This is a genomic window from Shewanella sp. YLB-07 (assembly GCF_009377275.1).
The window spans coordinates 84,959-107,425 of sequence record NZ_VOQB01000011.1 but is presented as its reverse complement, the minus strand read 5'-3'; the positions used below and the strand labels follow the sequence as shown (position 1 = coordinate 107,425).

At 44.4% G+C, this 22,467-nt stretch carries 17 protein-coding genes and 1 pseudogene; 9 read left to right on the top strand and 9 right to left on the bottom strand.

The genetic code is table 11. The features are described 5' to 3' along the window. Positions 1–99: 99 nt before the first annotated feature. Together mgtE and FS373_RS21715 are read left to right on the top strand one after the other, a co-directional pair. Positions 100–1,461, top strand: coding sequence for a magnesium transporter (gene mgtE / locus FS373_RS21720; protein WP_144044737.1), 1,362 nt, complete (start codon positions 100–102; stop codon positions 1,459–1,461). A gap of 116 nt (positions 1,462–1,577) precedes the next feature. Next, entirely contained in the window at positions 1,578–2,420 is an 843-nt protein-coding gene (locus FS373_RS21715; RefSeq protein WP_144044736.1) for a hypothetical protein, read from the top strand. Positions 2,421–2,500: 80 nt separating this feature from the next. On the opposite strand, the gene FS373_RS21710 is transcribed toward FS373_RS21715, so the two are convergent. Continuing rightward, complete coding sequence (locus tag FS373_RS21710) at positions 2,501–3,169, bottom strand: OmpA family protein (protein ID WP_144048792.1); 669 nt, start codon at positions 3,167–3,169, stop codon at positions 2,501–2,503. A 261-nt stretch (positions 3,170–3,430) separates the two neighbouring features. On the opposite strand from FS373_RS21710, the gene FS373_RS21705 reads away from it, so the two are divergent. Together FS373_RS21705 and FS373_RS21700 are read left to right on the top strand one after the other, a co-directional pair. Continuing rightward, positions 3,431–4,144 (top strand): response regulator transcription factor, encoded by a 714-nt coding sequence (locus FS373_RS21705; protein ID WP_144044735.1) that lies wholly within the window; start codon positions 3,431–3,433, stop codon positions 4,142–4,144. Beyond that, positions 4,122–5,414, top strand: a complete 1,293-nt coding sequence (locus FS373_RS21700; RefSeq protein WP_152830582.1) for a sensor histidine kinase — start codon at positions 4,122–4,124, stop codon at positions 5,412–5,414. Before FS373_RS21705 ends, FS373_RS21700 begins: the two co-directional genes overlap by 23 nt. A 47-nt stretch (positions 5,415–5,461) precedes the next feature. Here the strand turns inward: FS373_RS21700 and FS373_RS21695 are convergent, their stop codons facing one another. The 3 genes from FS373_RS21695 to FS373_RS21685 all read right to left on the bottom strand — a co-directional run bounded on the left by FS373_RS21695 (position 5,462) and on the right by FS373_RS21685 (position 9,484). Next, the gene (locus tag FS373_RS21695; protein ID WP_144044733.1) at positions 5,462–5,824 is read right to left on the bottom strand and encodes a hypothetical protein; all 363 of its coding nucleotides are present in this window, start codon (positions 5,822–5,824) and stop codon (positions 5,462–5,464) included. 385 nt (positions 5,825–6,209) lie between these two features. Beyond that, positions 6,210–8,393: an OmcA/MtrC family decaheme c-type cytochrome gene (locus FS373_RS21690; RefSeq protein ID WP_144044732.1), complete on the bottom strand. Its 2,184-nt coding sequence runs from the start codon at positions 8,391–8,393 to the stop codon at positions 6,210–6,212. A gap of 281 nt (positions 8,394–8,674) precedes the next feature. Next, positions 8,675–9,484: a glycine zipper domain-containing protein gene (locus tag FS373_RS21685; protein WP_227993130.1), complete on the bottom strand. Its 810-nt coding sequence runs from the start codon at positions 9,482–9,484 to the stop codon at positions 8,675–8,677. A gap of 219 nt (positions 9,485–9,703) precedes the next feature. On the opposite strand from FS373_RS21685, the gene FS373_RS21680 reads away from it, so the two are divergent. Then, on the top strand, positions 9,704–10,660 hold the full coding sequence (locus tag FS373_RS21680; protein ID WP_144044730.1) for a helix-turn-helix domain-containing protein: 957 nt from the start codon (positions 9,704–9,706) through the stop codon (positions 10,658–10,660). Positions 10,661–10,727: 67 nt separating this feature from the next. Here FS373_RS21680 and FS373_RS21675 read toward each other — a convergent pair whose 3' ends face one another. Together FS373_RS21675 and FS373_RS21670 are read right to left on the bottom strand one after the other, a co-directional pair. Next, positions 10,728–12,092: a DUF4397 domain-containing protein gene (locus tag FS373_RS21675; protein ID WP_144044729.1), complete on the bottom strand. Its 1,365-nt coding sequence runs from the start codon at positions 12,090–12,092 to the stop codon at positions 10,728–10,730. Positions 12,093–12,380: 288 nt separating this feature from the next. Continuing rightward, complete coding sequence (locus tag FS373_RS21670) at positions 12,381–13,967, bottom strand: FG-GAP repeat domain-containing protein (RefSeq protein ID WP_152830581.1); 1,587 nt, start codon at positions 13,965–13,967, stop codon at positions 12,381–12,383. A 363-nt stretch (positions 13,968–14,330) separates the two neighbouring features. Here FS373_RS21670 and FS373_RS21665 point away from each other — a divergent pair. Both FS373_RS21665 and rarD read left to right on the top strand, forming a co-directional pair. Then, positions 14,331–16,216, top strand: a pseudogene (locus tag FS373_RS21665) (DUF885 domain-containing protein). A 227-nt stretch (positions 16,217–16,443) separates the two neighbouring features. After that, positions 16,444–17,382, top strand: a complete 939-nt coding sequence (gene rarD / locus FS373_RS21660) for an EamA family transporter RarD (RefSeq protein WP_152830580.1) — start codon at positions 16,444–16,446, stop codon at positions 17,380–17,382. Between the two features lie 8 nt (positions 17,383–17,390). Here the strand turns inward: rarD and FS373_RS21655 are convergent, their stop codons facing one another. Next, positions 17,391–17,987 carry a lipase family alpha/beta hydrolase gene (locus tag FS373_RS21655; RefSeq protein WP_152830579.1) on the bottom strand — a complete coding sequence of 199 codons (597 nt, stop codon included), beginning with the start codon at positions 17,985–17,987 and terminating at the stop codon, positions 17,391–17,393. 119 nt (positions 17,988–18,106) lie between these two features. On the opposite strand from FS373_RS21655, the gene FS373_RS21650 reads away from it, so the two are divergent. Both FS373_RS21650 and FS373_RS21645 read left to right on the top strand, forming a co-directional pair. Then, positions 18,107–19,114, top strand: a complete 1,008-nt coding sequence (locus tag FS373_RS21650; protein ID WP_152830578.1) for a class I SAM-dependent rRNA methyltransferase — start codon at positions 18,107–18,109, stop codon at positions 19,112–19,114. Positions 19,115–19,518: 404 nt separating this feature from the next. Next, entirely contained in the window at positions 19,519–20,343 is an 825-nt protein-coding gene (locus FS373_RS21645; RefSeq protein WP_152830577.1) for a phosphatase PAP2 family protein, read from the top strand. A gap of 85 nt (positions 20,344–20,428) precedes the next feature. Here FS373_RS21645 and FS373_RS21640 read toward each other — a convergent pair whose 3' ends face one another. After that, entirely contained in the window at positions 20,429–21,808 is a 1,380-nt protein-coding gene (locus FS373_RS21640) for a class II fumarate hydratase (protein ID WP_322619554.1), read from the bottom strand. Between the two features lie 209 nt (positions 21,809–22,017). Continuing rightward, positions 22,018–22,392, bottom strand: a complete 375-nt coding sequence (locus FS373_RS21635) for a hypothetical protein (protein ID WP_152830575.1) — start codon at positions 22,390–22,392, stop codon at positions 22,018–22,020. Positions 22,393–22,467 lie beyond the last annotated feature (75 nt).

Below are 22,467 nucleotides of genomic sequence, written 5' to 3'. Positions count from 1 at the left end.
CCCTAACCTTTTACTCTCACTATATTCGCCCTTTCTTTTACAAATTAGCTAACCCTAATCTAAAGCAAACTATCAAACACAACCAAAGGAGGGTCCACTATGCCGAAAGAAGTGCTAGACAGTGAAACAACCGATCAACGTCTAAATCAGCTTACCCAAGCCCTTGGTAATGGTATGTTTGTTCATGTCAGAAACATGCTCCATGATATGGCAGCATCGGATGTGGCCTTTATTTTAGAATCATCTCCGCCAAGAACGCGTCAGGTCTTATGGCAACTTATCGATCTGGATCATACCGGGGAGATCTTAGACGAGTTAGGGGAGGAACTAAAAGATAGCCTCATCAAACAGATGACACCAGAGCGAGTCGCGAAAGCCGCGGAAGGCATGGATACCGACGATCTTGCCTATATCCTGCGTAGTTTGCCCGACAGTGTCTTCAATAAAGTACTCCAGTCCATGAGCAGCCAAGATAGGACGAGAGTCGAGCAGGCGCTATCTTACCCGGACGACACCGCTGGCAGTATCATGAATACCGATACCGTCACCCTACGTCCCGACGTCAACATAGATGTGATACTGCGTTACCTTAGAATTCGTGGAAAGCTACCGGAAGCGACTGACACCCTCTATGTCGTCGATAAACGTGATAATTTACTCGGCGGTGTGCGGATTTCAGATCTGCTCACCTGCAACCCGGACGCATCAGTCAGAGACATTATGGCCTCGGATCTAGAAGGTATTCCTGTTGGCATGAATGACAGCGAAGTCGCACAACTATTTGAACGACACGATTGGATCTCGGCACCTGTTATCGGCGAAGATAATCAGCTGCTTGGCAGGATCACCATAGATGATGTCGTCGATATCATCAGGGAAGATGCCGAGCACTCCATGATGGGCATGGCGGGTATGGATGAAGATAGCGATACCTTTGGCCCGGTCTTAAAGAGTACTTTACAGCGCTCTCTATGGCTGACCATCAACCTATTTGCCGCGCTCTTGGCAGCGTCTGTCAGTAATATGTTTGAAGGCACGCTGGAGCAATTTGCCACCATAGCGATTCTTATGACCATAGTGCCGAGCATGGGAGGCGTCGCCGGTAATCAGACCTTAGCCCTGGTGATTCGAGGAATTGCACTGGGCCAGATAGGACAGAGTAACTCTCGTTGGCTGATAGGCAAGGAGTTGGCCATCGGTTTCCTCAATGGCTTGTTATGGTCAGTATTGGTATTCGCAGCCGTGTGGCTCTGGAAAGGTGATATAGCCTTAGGTGCACTCATAGGCGGAGCCATGCTAATCAATATGACAGTGGCAGGGTTTGCCGGTGCAAGTATTCCATTACTACTTAAAAAAATGAACATCGACCCGGCCCTCGCCGGTGGCATGGTGTTAACCACAGTCACTGATGTGATTGGTTTGTTCGCCTTCCTCGGACTGGCCACCTTCTTCCTGCTGTGATCTAATAAAAACCGGTAACAAGTATTAGCCCCTAAAAGGGGCTTAAGCAAGGCCTCCAGTCCAGCAGTCTTGCCTTTTAACGCTATACTTGTAAAAAGCACTCTGCGGGCCCTTGTTTGAAACCTTTTAACCCACTCATACTTATCCCAATAATCCTGTGTATCATATTGAGCATAGGCATTAGTGAGATCTACCTACATAGACTCGCTCAGCTTAACCAATGTAAAGAGATCAGTTTAGAACTCTCCATAAAAAAGCTCAGCCTTCGCCGTCATGAGAAAGATTTCTTTTTTAGGAAGCAGGATAAATACTTAAAGAAGTGGCAACAAACACTCAAGGAGCTAAAGAGAGAGTTTGCTCTCTCAAATACGTGTTTCTCGATATGGGACATACAGACAGATCTCATTACACAGATGAAGCTTAATTTAAAAAGTTATGAAGCAAATTTCATCGTACTCACTTCCGAACTAGACAAGTCAGACAAACAATCTTTGAGTATGTTGAATAGTTTGATGGCCCTACAAGAAAGATTAGAGAAACTCGCCAAGATTGAGGATAATAATGTTTATGCTCAGACATTAGCGATACGCCAACACTTGTTCGAATATATCACCTCGAAACAAGCCATATCACTGCAACTCTTGGGTAATAATGTCATGGCAATCAGTCAATGGCAAGATGTGTCCAAAAAGCTCAAACTAGAGCTTGAGGGATACCTGAAAAAGGTCAATACACTGAAGCAGTTTATTGAAAGCCATCAGTATTCCCATGAAGCCGGGACCATGGGACAGATGCGCTCTGATATACATAAAATAGAAGAGATTCTTCCAAAACTAACCCAAGCGATAGATGTAAAAATCAGTAACCACCATACCATCAGGTGGGTTATTTACCTTGTTATTCTGTTATTGATATATGTGACTTACCGTATTATTAATCGAATGCAGATTAATAGATGAACCTAGTGTCCAACATTGGCACTCAAGAAGAGAAAAGGCTTCCCAAGGGAAGCCTTTTTAGAAACTGTAATAAACAAGAATTAACTTTGAGGCAATGGACTCAAGATAATCTCCACACGGCGGTTCTGCGCCCTGCCTTCTGCGGAAGAATTACTCGCAATAGGTCTAGCTTCACCTATGCCTTCAGACTTTACTCTGGCATATTCCACTTTCTGAGCCACAAGATAATTACCCACTTCAATGGCGCGAATTTTCGATAAACGCAGGTTGTATGACTCAGAACCTGAACTGTCCGTATAACCCAATATATTGAGTTGAGTTTGATCATACTCTTTAGCCACTAAGGCCACGCTATTAAGCACCTTTTTAGCTCCAGAATTGAGATGAACCTCATCGACTCCGAAGGTGACTTCATTCGGCATATTCAGCACAATATTGTCACCGGAGCGAGTCACACTCACTCCTGTTGACTTAAGTTGCTTCCTCAATTCGGCTTCTTGGGTATCCATGTAATAACCAATACCACCACCTAAAGCCGCCCCCGAGGCTGCACCGATCAGGGCTCCCTTACCACGATCGCTCTTGCTCGAAGATACAACTCCGATAGCAGCGCCCGCAATCGCGCCGATAAGGGCACCATTGGTGGCTTTGGCGTTTTGACTTTCGTTAGTATAGGGATTTGTCGTCTGGCAACCTGCAACTAAGATACTAGTAGCAAGAACTGCAACACTCAGTGCTGACTTATTAATTTTTTTGATCACATAGAACTCCAGAATATCTTGATAAGTTTACACTCAAGATATACAACAGGGTAAATACAGTTTACATTTTGTAAATTGAATGATGTTCAGTATATAAACTCCTTATGAATAAACAAATGTTCATCGGCTAACCGTTCATTATTTCAGCTTAATATTTATTCATGATGCATCGAGTTGTTACCAAGTCGACATTTTTTACACATTTAAATGAGATAATTCTCGGTTCTAAAAAACAATAGGTAAGGTACATTGAGGTCAAAACTATTAATCGTTGAAGATAATCAAGATGTCGCAGGCATTCTTGCCGATTATTTTGAAGTGCAAGGAACAGAAGTCGATTTCGCGACCAATGGCGAGCTCGGATTTAAGCTCGCTCTTGAGTCCAACTTCGACGCCATCATACTGGATCTAATGCTGCCTAAGATGGATGGCCTCAGTGTCGCTAAAGAACTCAGAAAGCAAGGCTGTACCACTCCGATCCTCATGTTAACGGCCCTCGATGATAAGCAAGATCTGCTCAACGGATTTGAATCAGGGGCTGACGACTATCTAGCCAAACCTTTCGACTTAGATGTACTCAATGCCCGAGTCACAGCATTGATCAAACGCCAGCAAGGAAGAGTAGCCTTAGGCATATTAAAATACGGCAGCCTCGAATTAAACACGGCTGAACATCAAGTCTATCGCAACGGAACTAAGCTCATTCTGACGCCTGCTTGCTATCAAATATTGCAATTATTAATGAAGCGAGCGCCGAACGTGGTCAAACGTGAAGAGCTTATCGAGGAGTTATGGGGTGATATGCCACCGGGTAGCGACATATTACGTAGCCACATGTACCAACTTCGCAATCAATTAGATAAGCCATTTTCTGAGTCAATGCTGGTCACGGTGCCAAAAATAGGCTTTAAACTTCAACAGGAAACGTTAAATAATAGTAATGAAAACCCCTCAACCTCCTAGCTCCACGGCCCAGAGCTTAACCAAGAAATTAAGCCTCTATTTCAATGCCATCGCTCTGCTTATTGGTATATTGGTTTTTGCTCTGAGTCAGGCGGGCCTCTACTGGCTCGAAGATGAGATAAACAAGCGTAACTTACAGCAGACAGCTGATTTTTCTGTCGACCAATTTCAGCAAGGGGCAAGCTCCCCCCTCATCATAGGTCCTAATATTTTAGCCTATGATTCTGTCCAAACGTTACCTAAGCAATTCCAACAACTCAGCCAATACCCCATTGGCTACAATGATGAAATCACCGATGACATAGCCCACGACCTCTTTTTCCATCACTCCAGCTTTATTCTCGAAGGGGAGACTAGACCTCTCTTCTTAACCATGGAAGCAGAAAAAGTCGAACTCAGCTCTGATGAATGGCGATATATCAATTTTGCCTCTCTCGCTATCATGATACTCCTCTATCTGGCATTCGATTTCGCCATTTCAAAATTATCTAAACGTCTGGTGCAGCCTGTCAATCAGCTCAGCCAGCAACTGAAATCCGCCCAAAGAGAAACCAGCTTCTCAGTCCCGGAAGGTTCGGCATTAGAGTTCACAGAGCTATCTAATAGCCTGAATAAATATCGCAATCAAAATGAACTCCTAATAAAACAAGAGCAGTCATTCGCCAAGTATGCCAGCCATGAGCTAAGAACTCCTTTAACCGTTATTCTGGGAGCCACCAAGCTGCTCGACAAGAGTGATAAGCCTGAGTTTCAACTTCGACAGAGAGCAAGAATCGCTAAGGCTACGGCCGACATGCAACACACGATTGAAGCCCTGCTGAGTCTGGTCAAACAGGAACAGACAAGAGAGAATTCCACCAGTAGGAAACTGGTTGAAAAAGAGATAAAGCAGATCTTGGATGAGGTGTCCCCTCTGGCTAAATATAAGCATCTCAAGGTCGAGCTCAAGATATTTGCTGAACCAGACATTCAGCCAAGCCCTCCCGTACTGAGGATGTTATTGATCAACTTGTTACAGAACGCCATCAATGCCAGTGATTCAGGAATTATCACCCTGGAAGTTTGGCAGTCTTGTATCAAAGTCCTAGACCAGGGCCGGGGATTGAATGATTCAGAACAGAGCAAAGACGGTCACGGCTTAGGCCTACTAATCGTAGATGCACTCTGCGAACGCTATGGCTGGCAACTGATGTTAACGTCTGGAGAAGAATCAGGTTGCATTGCTAAGCTGACCTTTCCCAATACCAGTGAGACATGGGCTAGTGATTAGCCCATCTCATCTAGTTTATGATTAAAGTTAGCTATTAGTTGGCGACGCTATCTCATCACCTTAGTCTGTAATTTTTGAGCATGAATCAGCTCTCGATCAAACACGCCGGTACTGACGGCGTGAAGTAATTTTAATTTCATCTCTTCTACTTTAAGCCTAGGTACGCGTAGCCTGCTGCAGCCAGGATGTATCTGCTCCATGGCTAGCACTTTCTTACCAAGCTTTAAGGTTAAAATCCGAAAGTTATCATCATCATCTTTTGCATCATGCACTTTAGCGCGCGCCCTGCACTCCTCTAGTGTCAACTCCCATATCCGTTTTCTGACTTTATTTCCGATACCATTATTTACCATGGCATACTCCTGAAAACAGTCAAGCGAGCTCACAGCACCTTTGGCATTACTCATCATTATCCCCCTGCATTGAATAATTGATTGTTAGCCATCTTGATTTTTGTTGTTTTATTTATAAATAGATAAATTAATATCTGCTTAGATAGTTATATTATTTTTGCTAGATACTTGTCTACACCATTAATTTTCTTGTGTGACCAAGCTCAACACAGGAATAAACAAATAGTGATCTGCAACAATTAATCATCTAACAACAGCTACATATTCTCATAGCGATACCCTAGCTCGTAGCCAGGATTCTGTATTGAACATGCATAGCATGCAGTATAAAAAAGTAAGAAATAAAAAAAGGCACCCTAAGGTGCCTTTGACTTTGCAGGAAAACATTCTGGAGCTTAAACCCCTAGAGCTAACCTTGATGGCCTCTCTAGGAACTTAATCATTACAGAGTAAAACCATGGTGCTCCATAACCTTCTCTGGGCTGTGACAAGTGGCACAAGCTTCTTTTGCGTCTTTGGCATTACCAGCGTCATTCACATCAACAATATGGTCGGCATCTTTATTAGCACCAAAGTAACCACCGTTGCTTCTGATATGAGACATAGCAGCATCAGACAAGTACTTCTGATGACAACTTATGCAGGCTGCCGCATCAGAAGAGGCGTACCAAGTTTCAACCACTTCATCAGCAGCAGGGCTTTGAGTGCTTGGAATTGTATGAGCTTGACCCGCATTACGGCCTAACTCGAAACCATACTTAAGACCACCATAACCCTCTACAGCTGAGTGACACGTTGTACAATCTGTCTTCAGAATAGTACCGCTACCACCGTGGCCATTATCATGTCCCTTAGCTTTGTGGGCCTTGTACATAAAGCTTGTAGATTTAAGTAGTGCTACGCCATTGCTGGCTTCACCATTACCTTTAAGGCTCTTATCGTTAGTATGACAAGCCATACAGTTCACACCATTAGAATCATGATAGAACTCAAAGCTATGACAACCATGACAAGATGCAGTATCGACAATCGAACGACGCTCGCCTACTACAGCCTCAGCATTGTCTAACACGCTGCGATAAGCGGGTGTTTGTACATAAGCTGGATAAGCATTTTCAGCATCACATGCTGCACGCCTATCAGTACCTTCTTCAAAACACACTTTTAATACTGATAACACTTCAAGTGAACGCGTTGTAATATCGGCAGGGAAGTTAATAGTGACTGCAACACTTACTGTGTTATCGGCATTCCAAGTCGCTTTAGTTTCATCTTTAATATCGATGCGGCGCTTGCTATATGGTGCTTGATTATAATCGGGATAATCTTTCTCTACATCCCAGCTTACTACCATGTACGGCTTGCTATAGCCTTCTTTATAGATTTCATCTTTAGCAACTAGCTCACCATTGGCATCCATAACCTTCATATCAAACTTAATCAAGTTAGCAGCGTCGATAGTCACATTACTGACTTCAACACTGTATTCTTTAGCAGCTTGATAAGGCTTGGCAGCTTCTGAATGCACTTCAACACTATGACAATCGGTACAGGTAAACTCAGGGTTCTTATCTGACTTATGCTGAGCCGGAGAGTCTGTGTGACAACCTGTACACGCGTTGGCATTTGCGTTGGCAAGCCATAGATCTTTATCGGCTAACTCTTCATCTTGAACATGACAAACTGCACAGTCCATAAATGGCTTAGTTGGGAAAGCCGGGTAATCGAATGCATGGTCGCCACCGTAACCCGCTATGGTATAAGGCATAGGCACAACATTGCCCTCTGTATCTTTACCTTCACGCTCAGGCCCCATATGAATCGCATGTATCATATGACCTAGTTCGACTGAAACTGCATTAGGATCTGAAACTATGCCGTTATGACAAGATTGGCAGTTCTCCAGATCGAGACGACGACCACCATGAGCCTTTAAACTATCTGGCTGATGACAGGTATAACATGTCTCAAGAGTAACCAGCTCACGAGTCTCAACACCTTCAGTGGCATTGGTTGCAGGGATCCAGTCATAGTGTGCGTTTTCTGCCAGCTCATGACCCGAGGCATATTCAAACTGCATCTCAATGGCAATGCGTTGAGTCAGCGCAGGAGAAAATTCCACACCAGCGGGATCGACAGCAGTCGTTAGATTAGTGTCGAAAGTGTAGGTATAAGTACCGTCTTTATGATCGACCAGACATTCGGCACAGTTTTTTAACTGCTCAAAACCTTGTTCAAACGTTGTTCCTGCGCCATTTGTTGTCTCATTTAACAATGAAATCCACTGTTTTAGCTCTGAGCCTTCATTGGTTTTCAATTGAGCTAATGAGAAGCGGAAATCATGGAACTCATTCTCTGCACTTAAGCCGTGCAAACCTACGCCTTGCTTATTTTCTAGGTCGAAATCAACTGTGATAATGCCATCGGCATAAGTTGCGTTACTGATATTGGCAACGGCTTCAGCGGCCATATCGATATGAAGACCTGATTGACCAGGCTCACCACCGCCACCTGGTTGTCCATCTTCACCATTTTTACCATCTTCGCCGTCACTACAACCGACTACTCCCATAGTCATTGCTGCTGCAAGCAGTAACCAGAGTTTACTTTTTTTAGTATTTAACATTGCTCATCATCTCCGTGGAGTTGTTCAATATAATTATTTTGTGAACACTCGGAGGTTACTCCTAAAGGAGTACTGTTGAGTTGAGCCGCGTCAAAGAAAGATTAACAACTCATTCACCAATGATTTATTAATTTAACACTAGGGGTATTTAAAAAAGTTCAATAGAGATCATCAAGAAAGTCATCTGTAAAACATGTCATAAATTATTCCTACAATCATTTAAAACACAAAATCATCAAAGGCTTAAAAAGGGAGCCATTAACTCCCTTTTTCGCCGCATATTAACCTTGACGAGTAAAACGATATGATTGTATCAGCTGTTCTTCACCTTTAACTTGGGTAAAGGTGTCGACTAAGAACACGTCTTTTCCGGCAAACCTTAACTCTAAACGCATATTGTTTCTTTCGTCACCATTTAACGTCTGGCCTTGTACGTCCACTGGATAGTAGCTATATCTTTGGTTTGTCACATTTAACTCACCGGAGAAACGCATCAGCTCATTATTGCTAAAGTCTGTTTCCAGACTATAGCCATCACTTGGAGTGTAGGCTAGTTGCACTTTGCCATTCAGGTTGTGTGGCTCACCATTAACCTGAAGTTCATCGAAATGCAGTTCGACGGCCGTCGTTTTTGCTAAGCTCCCCCTCGCCATACCACTTGCTTCGATGCGATCCCCTTGTGCATCTAATGCCCAAATATCAACACGCCAGTTACCGTTAAAACTATCTAGTTTATCCCAGTTTTGTGGCACCATTGACGCAGTACCAGCCGTCATAGGTGCGCTGGCTAAACCATTAATATTGATGTTCTTAGTGCCATTTTCATTGCGATAGTCTTCTCTGTCATTATGATAATCTGCAGCTGCTCCTGCAGCTGCACCCGTTGCCGCACCAAGCATAGCGCCTTTTGCCGCTAAGCTTGCATCCCCCATAGCCGCGCCCATGACTAAGCCAATTAAAGCACCACCAGCAGCTCCTGTTTTTAAGCCGCGATTCTGATCACGTTCACCGTCTTCATCACTGGTACTGGCACAACCGCTCAATGCTGCAAAGCACAATGCTGCTAGTAAGGTCTTTTTCATGTTGGTCATAGTGTATTTCTCGACATAAAGCGGTACATTGGTACCCATAAGATAGTGTGATTATTTAACCAGATAGCATGCCCTAATATCAGGGCAGGCGTTAAGAAAAAAAACTGCCTAATGCCTAGAGGTTTTCTCTCTGTTGGGTCAGCGAGCGTTCAGATTTAATCGATTGTGACTTAACGAAATTAATACCGATTGGTATAACTTGTGGTTTAAAGAGGAACAATGAACCAGAGACAATACAAGGGCATAGACGAATACTTGTTCCAGAAACGTACTCAACAAGATCTGTCTCAAGAGGGGCTCGCACTGGCACTCCAGCAGTTTGACCCACTATTTTCTGAACTTGACTCCCTCACGATCAGCCGTTGGGAACGAGGCAGAGTCAGTCCCAATATTCGCAGACAAGTAGCACTTATGGAGTTTTTTGGCGATGAACCACACTTGTTACTCGCTAATCCTGATTTTGAGTTGAAACAACTGCCCTCCATGTCAGCATTTCAACAGATGTTAGAGCAGCAAACGAATTACAATCACGTCATGGGTGCCCATCCTTATATTCCTCAAGATGAACTTAACTTTGAAAAATTAAATAAGCGGAGCGATAATCTATTACAAAAATTACGCTGGGTATGTAATGCCCACAATAATTTAACTAGGCAGCGAGAATCTTGGGATGCGGAGTCTTTAGCTCAACTGGTTTTATTTCCTTCTACCGAAGTGATCTTCTACCAGATAGATGACATTTTAATGGGACACTCCCTTTATATACGCATCGATGAAGACACATTATCCGCTCTACTCAGCGGTAAGATGCAAGAAACCCAACTAAGCACTGACGATCTCATCGAGAAGGACAAACCTGCTTGCCTATATATGTTAAGTGCATATATCGGCGGACGCCATGTGGCCGAAGACTCTTTGCTACACATGTTATTTACCTTACTTGAAAACCCACTCAATTTGTCATTGGGCTATAAGGCCCGCAGTGATATTGGCATCAAGTTAATGGATTTTTTGTCCGGCAAACGTGTTGGGCAAGGAGAGGTACTTAAGGAGCGACTCGATGGCGCTAAATATCTAGGAAAACGCTATAGCTATATTTCATTTTATCTTCCAAGAGCAGACCTTCTAGCCAGCCCGCTGATGCTAAATGTAATGCGCAAACAAGGAAGAAGTTAAAAGAGTACTTTTAGAAGCATAAGTACTCTTTATCGATTAAGTTAGCTGTTGATGACTATGACTCTATTCAATGAATAGCCAACTTAAAGCCTAAGGGTTGCGTGTCATCGGCATACAATACTAAGGTATATTGACTCGCTTCGAAACCGAAGTTCTCAGACTGATACAACAAGGTCAAATCGCCATTATCATCTTCATACACCACGCTCACCTCATAATCACCTGTGGCTAAGTCCAGTGATTTAATTTCGGTAAAATCTATCCCTTCAATGTAATACTCTGCCGACTCGATCGTTTCACTTTGAGACACAAAATAGATATTGAGATCATCATATTCATGAGCAAGATTAGCGAAGCTTACCTCACTCTCATAGGCTCTGGGTCTCAAGTCATGTAATAAGGTTAACCCTTTGATTTTCTCGTCTGCATCTTGGTACAACAACATGGACTTGGTCTCATCTTGGTTAAATGTCACCAAGAGGTTATTTGCTAGCACCGCTTGAGATTCAACCTGAATTATCGTCACGCCATAGTCATCGAAATCAACCAATTGAAACTCTGTACTCTGACCAAGTTCGATGTCCTTTATCGCTATATCATTGCCATTGTTCGTAACCAGAACCTCTACCGTTCCCTGTTCCTTCAAACCATTAAACAGACGAAACTCGGCTGCTGCGTCGATATTGGCATGGTTATCAGCTCCCGAAGTCGAATCCACATTGTCTATGGTGATATTAGGAGTCCCCGGCCCAAAACTGTCCCTAATAATGAGTTTGTAGACAGTTTCAGCAGTTAACGAGAGTGATGCCGTAGTATAAACAGGCTCTAACGAGCCAGTGCCCGTCAGATAGATAACGTAATCTCCAGTATCTAAGGTCACACCTAAGGTACTTCCCTTGTAGCTCAAACTGTCGAGAAGGGTGGCATCAATGAACTCTCGTCCATCGACCCCGATATAAACATCGTAAGCACCAGCATCCATAGCGGTGTGGGCCACAAGAACCTGCATCTTGCTATAATCTACATCTTCATCGTCATTCAGCTCATCCATCTCTGTGGTCAAATAGCTAACATCCAAAAACTCAGGCGAGTGATAGTCTCCCACTAGCATAAACAGATGATGCTCACCATAATTTAGATTAAGTGTCTCCTGATATTTAACCAAGTCTTCACCAATCTCATCTTCACCAGTAATTTCAAGTTCAACCTCCCCGGTAACATAAGCATATTTAGGCATGGCATTGGCGTATTCCACAGCCGTGTACTGATAATCATCCAATGACAAGCTTAAGCTAGTGCTGTTAGCCGATGCATTATAAAACTGAATATAGCTCTCATCTGTGGAACTCTCTTCATCATCAGAACTACAAGCTGTAGTCCCGATAAGCAAACCAGAAAATAGAACAGCATATCCCAATAGTTGTTTCTTCAAAACTCACTCCCTTTGATATTAATTTGTTATAGCCATTTACATGGCTGTTACTTACGACAACAAAAGAAGGTCAAGAAACGTCAAGCTAGGTAATTAAAAATAATGCTCCCTATAGTTTTGTAAGTTATTGCATACAAAAGTAAACGAACAAAAAAACGGCGCCAAAATGGCACCGTTTTTTTAGCGAGAAAGAGAATATGTTAATGAACAAAAGAAACCTTACTCTCAATGTTAATCAGGCTTAGCTCAGTCTTGCCCTGCTCAATAAATCATAAAGTAGTAACATCTCTATCCAGCTAAAATCACCTTAAATTTACTTTGTAGTGATTCATCATCTTGCTGACCGTACTTGATCAGCAGGTCATCCTTACCATCACCATTGAGGTCTTCGCTAGATACCATGCCACCGTCTTGAGGCAGCTGAACTCGGATTTTTTCACTCCTCTTAACAAAAAGCCTGTCACTGTCACTGCCTAGAAAAATCTGCAAGGTATCATCCCCGTCTGACAACAACAGATCTTGTAGCCCATCACCATTAATATCCGCCAGCTTGACCACAGGGGTGCCACTTTGACCCGAGGTGAGGCTGAAGCTTAACTCCACCTCTTTACTGATATTGGCATCATCGGAGAACTGGCTATTTTCATCCATCTTAAATAGATACACATCCTGATCGATACTGCCCGAAATCAAGGCGCCGATGATCTGCGATAAGCCGATGTCGAAACCCGCCACCAACACCTCATCTTTTTTATCGCCGTCGATATCGATAAATTCTAACCCCGTTAAGGTGCCATCGGCTCGAATCACGCTATTGGGCTTCTTCGGAAACGTCAGCTGTCCCTTGATGTTTTCACCCAGATAAATCTCATAATCATTAACCCTATCCAGTACACCTGAGCTCTTGGTGTAACGCACCACCATATCGGTCAAGCCATCGTTATTGATATCTTTGAGCTGCTCCACTTTACGGTAAATCAAATCACTCTGATCTAACTGCTCACCGAAAGCATCTCGCTTGTTCCACCAATCCAAACCGCTGATAGCCAGACGAACCGAGCTGTATTTAGCGATAGGATTGAAATGTCCCGACTCCTCTTGTCTATACACCTCTAGTTCCCCCTCCCCTATCTTGACGACATCCGGTTTACCATCGAGATTGATGTCGGCACTATAGATTTTTGACTGAGTGTAGCGGACACCATCGTTATAGAGTCTGACTTGAGGCTTAATCGGCAGTGGCTGTCTGTGATAACTGCCATCGGTTTGTGCGATAAAAAGCTCTACCTGATCGAAGTCGCTAATGATGATGTCATCCAGGCCGTCATCGTTAAGATCACGAATAAAATCACTGTCACTAATGTAGTCGGGGCTATGCTTGAGCGACATTGAGTTGATATCGGCAACAATTTGAAAGGGGTTTAACTTATCGCTGGGAACGAATCTAATTAAATGCTTACTCGATAAAAACATCAATTGCTGCATTTCATTAGCTGACGAGCCCTCGTTATCACGTCGGGTCAAATCGAAGCTGGCAAGCTCACGAGGAAGTTTAACTTTTAAAGACTCGGTATACTTGCCCTTCGCCTTATCGAAAGCAAAAACGGCTAACCACTTCTGCCCGGAATCATCCACTCCGAAGGTAACTAGCTCTTTGCCACTATTCGCTAGCAAATTAGCCGGCAATATGGGATGAGTCAGCTTGAAGCTGGTTTCAACGCTGTGGGACTCGAGTGTTACAGCTGAATTTTGAGAAGCCGCATTAGCGCCAACCGATGCCAGAGCCAGCATAGGCAAGAGCAATACAGGTAATGCATGTACGGGGGACGCCGCAAGCATTGATAAAAAAGGTGAACCGTTTCTGATTTTTTCCATTTGCAACTAACTCCAATCTCGCAATAAGCGCCTGACTTAATCTTTCAAATCGCGCTAAAACCTATGGACTTAATCTATCGACTCTGAAAAAAAAAGAAAGTTCAGTTAATCAGATGTTACAAACTAATGGGGCAGGAGCCTAATTAGATACAATTTTCGCTGAAACTGACCTGAATATAGACATGCTCAGATTCACTCATTGCGCCGTTATGAGCATGATAACTATCATCGAACAGTGAAATATCAAGATTCCCACTTGGCCAACTGCAGAGGATGTCACAATATTTTTTAGCCAATGTCGACCACCAAAAATCAGGGTGTAGTTCACAAAAATATAAAAAACGTGATAAATAAGGGTAATCCATGTTTAGTAAAAGTCTTATCAGCCTAAGTGTTTTAGTGGCCTTATTTGGATGCACTAATGAACGGACTGAATCTGCAAACAATACGACGGTAACCGCTGCCCAAGTAGCACAAACAACTAAGGTCGACACAGATAAACGAGCGAGTATTGACGCTAGAGTGGCTCAGTTCACTCAAGACTTCATCAAGTCTCAGCCAGCATTAGCCACCTCGTTAAATCTCGGTTCTGACATGGCGGGAGACTTTCAACGCCGGCTCCCCGATTACTCCCCGACTGGCATGAAAACCTTGCAACAAAAAATGCTGCACGCGGCATCACAGCTAGCCAGTATAGATACCCAAAATCTATCCGATAACGACAAACGTCACGTAATCGTTAACCAAGTAATCGCTAATTACTACGCCGGAGATGCTCAATTTAACGCAGGTTATATCGATACCTGGGCCGGACATCTGCCTTACATCGTCAACCAAATTAATGGGCCACTGATCGACATTCCTGCCATCTTAACCGATCAGCAACCCATCTCAGACTTAGGCGATGCTGAAGATTATCTGCGCCGCTTAAATGCCTTAGCTGAAATGACTAATCAGGTTAGGGCCAAAGTGGAAGCCGATGCCGCTAACGGTGTCATTCTTCCTAAGCCACTATTTGCCAACACACTTAAGTTCCTCGCCAACTTTACGGCACAACCTGCTATTGAACACAGCCTGGTCACTAGCTTCCAAGAAAAGCTCAATGCCACAGATAAAGTTGATGCAGAGCACACAGAAGCTTTCATTGCACAAGCCAATAAACTCGTCGATGAGAAGATTTATCCCGCTTACCGTGATGTTAGCTCTCTGATGACCAGCTTAGCGCGCAAAGCACCGACTGACGTGGGAATTTGGGCCCAGCCCAATGGTGAGTCTTTCTACCAACATGGTATCACCTACCTGGCTGACTCTGATTTGAGTGCCGACGAGATCCATCAACTGGGCGTCGAAGAAGTTAACCGCATCACCAGCGAGATGGACAGCATCTTAAAGCTAACGGCTATAACAAGGAAAGTGTTGGCGAGCGCATGATCCAGCTCAGCACTGAGCCACGCTTCCTATACGAGAACTCAGATGCTGGCCGTCAGCAATTGCTCAAGGATCTCAGCAAAGATATCGATCTGGTGATGACTAAGGCGCCGCAGTTATTCTCGACCTTGCCTCCACAAGAGGTGATCGTTAAGCGTGTTCCTGTTGAGACTGAAGCTGGGGCTGCTGGTGGCTCCTATATACCACCAGCGCTCGATGCTAGTCGACCCGGCGTCTTCTTTATTAACCTTAAAGATATGACTTCTATCTCCAAATACGGTCTCAAGACGCTCACTTATCATGAAGCAGTCCCGGGACATCATTTTCAGATAGCCCTTAACATGTTACAAACTGACATTGGCTTGATGCGTCAGAACGCTTCATTCAATGCCTATATCGAAGGCTGGGCCCTTTATTCTGAGTTGCTTGCCTTTGAGATGGGCATGTATGAAAACGATCCTTGGGGTAACTTGGGCCGTCTCAAAGCCGAGGCTTATCGCGCCGCGAAACTCGTAGTCGATACCGGACTTCATCATAAAAAGTGGACTCGCCAGCAGGCCATAGAATATTTTGCCGAGGCGACAGGGTCCACCCAAAAAGAGGTGACTTCTGCCATCGACCGCTATATCGCCTGGCCGGGTCAAGCCCTAGGCTACAAGCTTGGCATGTTGAAGCTAGTCAAGCTCAGAGCCAAAGCGCAACAGACTCTTGGGGACAAGTTTGATATCCGTGCCTTCCATGATCTCATCTTACTGCCAGGCGCCAGACCTATGTCAGTGGTTCAGTCAGATGTAGAGCAATGGATAGAGGCTCAGATATAGGGGGATGAGTCGTAATTAATCTAGCCCCTATCGCTAGGCCGAACCTTCGACCTAGCGATAGGGGCCAACCTTAATTTACTGTCATCGAGACAAAAAATTTTCCTTGATATATCCAAGCGTATTGATAGTATCGGCCACCTCTATATACCAAATATCACTTGCTCATCCGATAGCATTCCATAAGCATATTTTTCTTATCGTCCTCTGTCATTTTTGGATTATGTAAAATGCCACACACTAGCCGTACCACATTTCAGGGTAATGCCCTTGCCGCCTTCGCTTTCTTGCTTTGGGGCTTGATGCCACTGTATTTTCAGATGTTACCTGGGGCCGATACCAATGAACTACAAGCCTTTAGGATCACATTCTCGGTGCCCTTTATGCTGCTGGTTATTCTTGTCATGGGTAAGAAACTCCCCTCTTTGGCGGCACTCAAGGCCGACAAGCGTTCGGTAGCACTATGCGGACTCGCGGCAGTGATCATGTGTGTATCTTGGTATAACTTTACCTGGGCTATCACCCATGGGCAGGTGCTAGCCGCTAGCTTAGGATTTTTCATCAATCCCTTGTTCGCTATCGCCCTCGGCGTAATGTTTCTAGGGGATAAGCTGTCCAGAGCTCAGAGCCTAGCCGTCATTTTAGGGAGCTGTGGTATCGGCTACATGGTATACAGCTATGGAGAGCTGCCCTGGAGTTCTCTGCTTATGGGAGGATGCTTCGCTCTCTATGGTTTATGTAAGAAATTTATCCGTTTCGATTCGTTAACTTCGGTAACTCTGGAGTCAGCCCTCTTGATGCCTTTCGCCCTAAGTTATCTCTTTTGGCTAGGGATCACAGATCAGAGCATGGCTCTGGCTCAGTTCTCAACCTCTGACACAGATACCTGGTCACAACTGCTGCTCTACATGGGCGCAGCACCTATCACCTTAATGCCGCTTATCTTTTTTGCCCTTGCCATCAGCCGTACCAGCTTGTCTATGATAGGCCTGATGCAATATATCGAGCCTAGCATGCACTTTCTGCTCGCTGTGATACTGTTTAACGAGTATTTCGATCAAGTCAAAGCGATCAGTTTCGCCTTGATCTGGACGGGCCTTTTACTCTGCACACTCGAAGCCTTACCAGCACTGAGACAGAAACGAACTAACTTGAAGCTAGGAAGCTAGGAACACAGTTACTCATTCAATCTAGCGAGAATTTCGTTAGTGATCTTACTGCTGAAGACCATAGAAAGATGCAAAGCGACGAAGAATTTCTTATTCTCAGCCAACTCCCAATGTGAACTGGTACTCGGCACTATCGTGTAGTCGATAGATGTTCTGTAGGAATAGAGCTTAAGCCCATCGAGCCGGTCTGCAGATTCATCTAAGGACTTGAGCAGCTCACTATCGGGCCTAAGCTGTTTCATCGCTTTCGATGGGTAAGGGAGATAGGCCATGTAGCTGCCACTATGGGGAGTAGAGATGGTAAATAAATGGCTAGATCGTGAACATCCTTCGAGATGCTGCAGGTAATATCTAGCGACTATTCCCCCCATACTGAAGCCGATAAGCACTAAAGTTTGATTCTCACCGTATCGATTATCTATCTGCTCCTTTAGGTTATTGGCGGCATACTCGACGCCATGACTTCCATCAAACGGCTTTAGCGTCGGAGTGAAGCACTCGAATCCCTGAGACTCAAATTGTCTCCTCATCCAGTTCATCACAGATCCCGTATTGAAAATACCGTGCACTAAAACCAGTTTTGGCTTTCTCTGTGTTGTGGTCATAGGCCTGTACATCTCACCTTTTATCATGTCTAACGCCGATTTTGGCGTTCAATTTTGCTATCATTGCGCGGCAACGACTACCTAGTATCAATATTAGCCATTTAAACGAGTTATTTACCATGTCTATCTCCGAATTATTAGCCACAGCTCTAGAAAAGCGTCAAGACTTGCTTACCCAAGCTAAAATAAACAACACAGATTGTTATCGGGTATTTCATGGCACCGTCGAAGGTATAAATGGCTTGAACATAGATAGATACGGCGAAGCCTGGTTAATTCAAAGCTTTCATCAGACATTGAATGCAGATGAGCTCAAAGAGATTAGTGACTCCCTGACTCGAATCGAAGACCTGCCCATTACCTACAACGACCGCTCCGATAAAAATTCACGCGTGATGAATCAGCTAGATGTCATTAGCCAAGACTTTGCTGACCTAGATCAGGTCATACATGAGAATGGCATCAAGTTCACCTCTAAGCTCAGACATGAGGGGCAAGATCCCTTGCTGTTTCTGGATATGCGATCGGGTCGTGAATTCGTCAAGGCAAACAGCCTGAATAAAACCGTACTCAACCTGTTTTCATATACCTGCGGCATAGGCACTGCTGCCGCGGTAGGCGGAGCCACTCGCGTGATGAATGTGGATTTCTCATCGTTTGCATTAACTGCAGGTAAAAAGAATGCCGAGCTCAATGATGTCAGCGATGTGTGTGAGTTTGTTCAGAGTGATGCCTTCCCGGCGCTGCGCCAGCTAGCCGGACTTAACGTCGGTGGACGTCGTAACCAGAAGCTACCTAAATACCCTAAATTGCCGGTGACTCAATTTGATCTGGTGTTTCTCGACCCACCTAGATTCGCCAAGAGCCCTTTCGGTACCGTCGATCTTATCAATGACTACCAGAGCCTGTTTAAGCCTGCGCTACTGACAACGAAATCGGGCGGCACCATAGTCTGCTGTAACAATGTGGCTAAAGTTGAAAGAGAAGCCTGGTTCAATGCTCTGGTTCGCTGTGTCGAAAAGCAGGGCCGCTTAGTTACCAGGCATACCTGGCTAGAGTGTCATCATGACTTCCCGTCATTTGATGGTAATCACCCACTTAAGATGGTCTCTCTGGTCATAAGTTAACAGTCTTAATCTTTTCTAGTCACTAGTGTAAAAATAGAATTCATTGCACTAGTGACATAAGCTAACAATACGACATACTCTATATTTTCTCCGCCTATTTTCGCCTTAATAAATATTAACTTTGGCATTTAACTCAAACGCTGGAGCTTCTCGCCTTTCACTCCACAAATGTAACGTTCGTGATACATTAACTGCATTGACATTGCATCCTCAGTGTTTGAATATGAGGTCGTTTTAAAAGATCATTTTTAAAACAAAACGTTCAATGACTGAAACGGATTTCAACATATGACAGATAATTCCATGTCTATGTTAACAATTTGCTTCAGGCCTACATTTCTCGCAAGAGTCCGGTCGAACCTGTCGCTTTAAACTAAAAATACTAAAAATAAGAGTATCAGTTTATGTTACCGACCCTCGAACTCAGTCGAATAGTGGCTGTAAAGCAGCCACTAGACTCAGGGATTAACAGCAGCTTCCTATCAGTTTTACTGCTGTTATTTGTCTTCCATATTCTCACCTTGAATACGCAAACTAATTTAGAGACCTTCAACTGGTTCAATGAACTTGGCGCTAGCCTACCTAGCTGGTTACTACTCAGTGTGACCGACCTAGGCGACGGCATTACCGCCGGAGCCTTAATCTTAATTTGTCTCACTTATAAGCCCCAGTGGCTATATCGAGTCCTAGTCACCACACTGCTCTGTGCATTATGCGTGCACTTTTTTAAACAATATTTCGATGCCCCCAGGCCTGCTGCCGTACTCGAAGTCATCAATATAATAGGCAAGGCTCGCTATGAGCATGCATTCCCATCGGGACACACAACGACAGCCTTCGCATTAGCCGGAATCATCTGGCTATTAGCCGACAAACTATGGTGTAAACTAAGCGTATTGATACTGGCAGTTGCGGTGGGGATTTCTCGTATTGCGGTGGGAGCACACTGGCCAGAAGACATCGCCTTTGGCGCGATATTGGGCTGGTTATTGGCTTACCTGGCTTGCAGTGCAGTGCCATTATCGGCACTCAAACTCAAGCATCAATATTGGATTATCTTTGCCCTCTCCATGATAGTGCTAGTGAGTGAATTAAAGAATTTAGGTGAAGATCCTTTCTCTGTGCTCCTGTTTAACCGCTACCTAATCATCACAGCCCTTATCTCACTGACCGTCTACATGTGCAGCAAGTTTCAGCTGGATGATAAGCCAAACCCCAAAAATGCCTAAGCAATACCGGTTGGCATTAACCCACTGAAGGGAGAGCCAGCTCTCCCTTAGATATCTACTCCCATTATTCTTTGAATTAAAGGGATTAAAGCCCACCTAAGGTGAGTTTGGCTGGGTCTAAAAGCTTCTCAAGCTCCTCACGAGAAATGTCGGTTTCCTCCTCGGCGACATCCAGTACGGCTCGACCTTCTTTGTAAGACTTCTTAGCAATTTCAGCGGCCTTAGCATAGCCAATAATTGGATTTAGCGCGGTCACTAGAATGGGATTTCGAGCTAAGGCTTTCTGCAATTGCGCCTCGTTAACCTTGAATGTCGCTATGGCCTTATCCGCCAATAGATAACTGACATTGGCCAGCAAGCTTATGCTCGAAAGTAAGTTATCGGCAATCATGGGCAACATAACATTTAATTCAAAATTACCCGCCTGACCACCCACTGTAATCGCGCTATCGTTACCTATGACCTGAGCCGCGACCATAGTGGCCGCCTCAGGGATCACGGGATTGACTTTGCCCGGCATGATAGATGATCCGGGTTGTAGTGCTTGCAGCTCGATCTCCCCCAACCCGGCTAAGGGTCCCGAATTCATCCAACGTAGGTCGTTAGCTATCTTCATCATAGATACGGCCACAGTTTTCAGCTGTCCCGACAATGAAACTGCAATGTCTTGTGTGCCAATATGGCTGAAAAAATTACTCGCCGGAGTAAACGTGAGGCCGGTGGCCTCACTGAGCTGATGGTTAAACTCTGCGGCAAAATCTGCATGGGCATTAATCCCGGTGCCCACAGCTGTCCCTCCCTGAGCCAGGCTCTGTAATCTCGGCTTAATCCCATCGATCAGGTCGATATTTTGTTCTATTTGGCTCGCCCAACTCAGCAGACTCTGACTCATACGCACAGGCATGGCATCCATAAGATGAGTTCGACCCGTCTTGATATGATGATCGACTTCAGCGGCTTTGTGCTTAATCACCTTCAACAGATGTTCCAGTGCCGGTAATAAACGATTCTCCAGCTCCATGGCGGCGCTGATATGAATACAGGAAGGGATGATATCGTTACTACTCTGACCGTAATTAACATGATCATTAGCACCTACAGTTTTATTAGCAATTCTAGACGCCAGAGTGGCTAATACCTCATTAGCATTCATGTTCGAGCTAGTACCCGATCCGGTTTGAAATACATCCACCGGGAAATGCTGCATCATGGCCTTATCATCGAGTAGTTGAGACACTGCATCTGAGATACCATCAGCCATATCTTGTGGCAGCAAGGCTAGCTTTGCATTAGCCTGAGCAGCAGCCGATTTAGCCAGAAGTAAAGCACGAATAAATGCCTCAGGCATTCTCTTGCCACTGATGGGAAAGTTATTCACCGCTCGTTGTGTTTGGGCTCCATATAGCGCCGAAGCTGGCACCTCTAGCTCTCCCATGCTGTCTCTTTCAATACGTGTAGTCATGATCTTCCTTTCCATTATTACTTACTAATTAATTCAATCAGTGCGCCAAACCTGCTTTGAAAAACTGGCTAGAGGCTCTCAGCTCATAGAAAAGCTTCTCAAGTTCCTGCTTCTGAACATCAACCTAGAAAGTGCACTAAGCGGCTTATAGATGTTATCCAGACACCCATAAACTAACCAATGTCCTTTCTTAGCGAACTAAGTAATCAAATTCAGTGCGCTAAACCAGATTTGAAAAACTGGCTCGTCACTCTCAGTTCATAGAACAGCTTCTCGAGTTCCTGCTTTTGAGAGTCACTATCCACGAGTCTCGACAAAGCACTTAAGGGCTTATAGATATTGTCTAAACACCACAACCGCCAATGTCCTTCGAGCATGTCATCAGCTAAAGTATCGAGCAATAATCGATACTCTGCCACATGGAGGGACCAGGCAGCATGTTTACAGGCTCCCATAAGGGCTAACTCCATGGAAAACCAGATCAACACCAGGCTAGGATTATCGACCTCTTCGCCGTGGCGTATCTTATGACGAAGCACATTGATCGCAGGATCTTGACTATCGAACTGTGAAAAACATTGGCACATACAAACCACTTGATGAGAATGACAATTAATATCATTAAGCGTTTTTATGCTAAATATGTCAATCGTATTTACTCT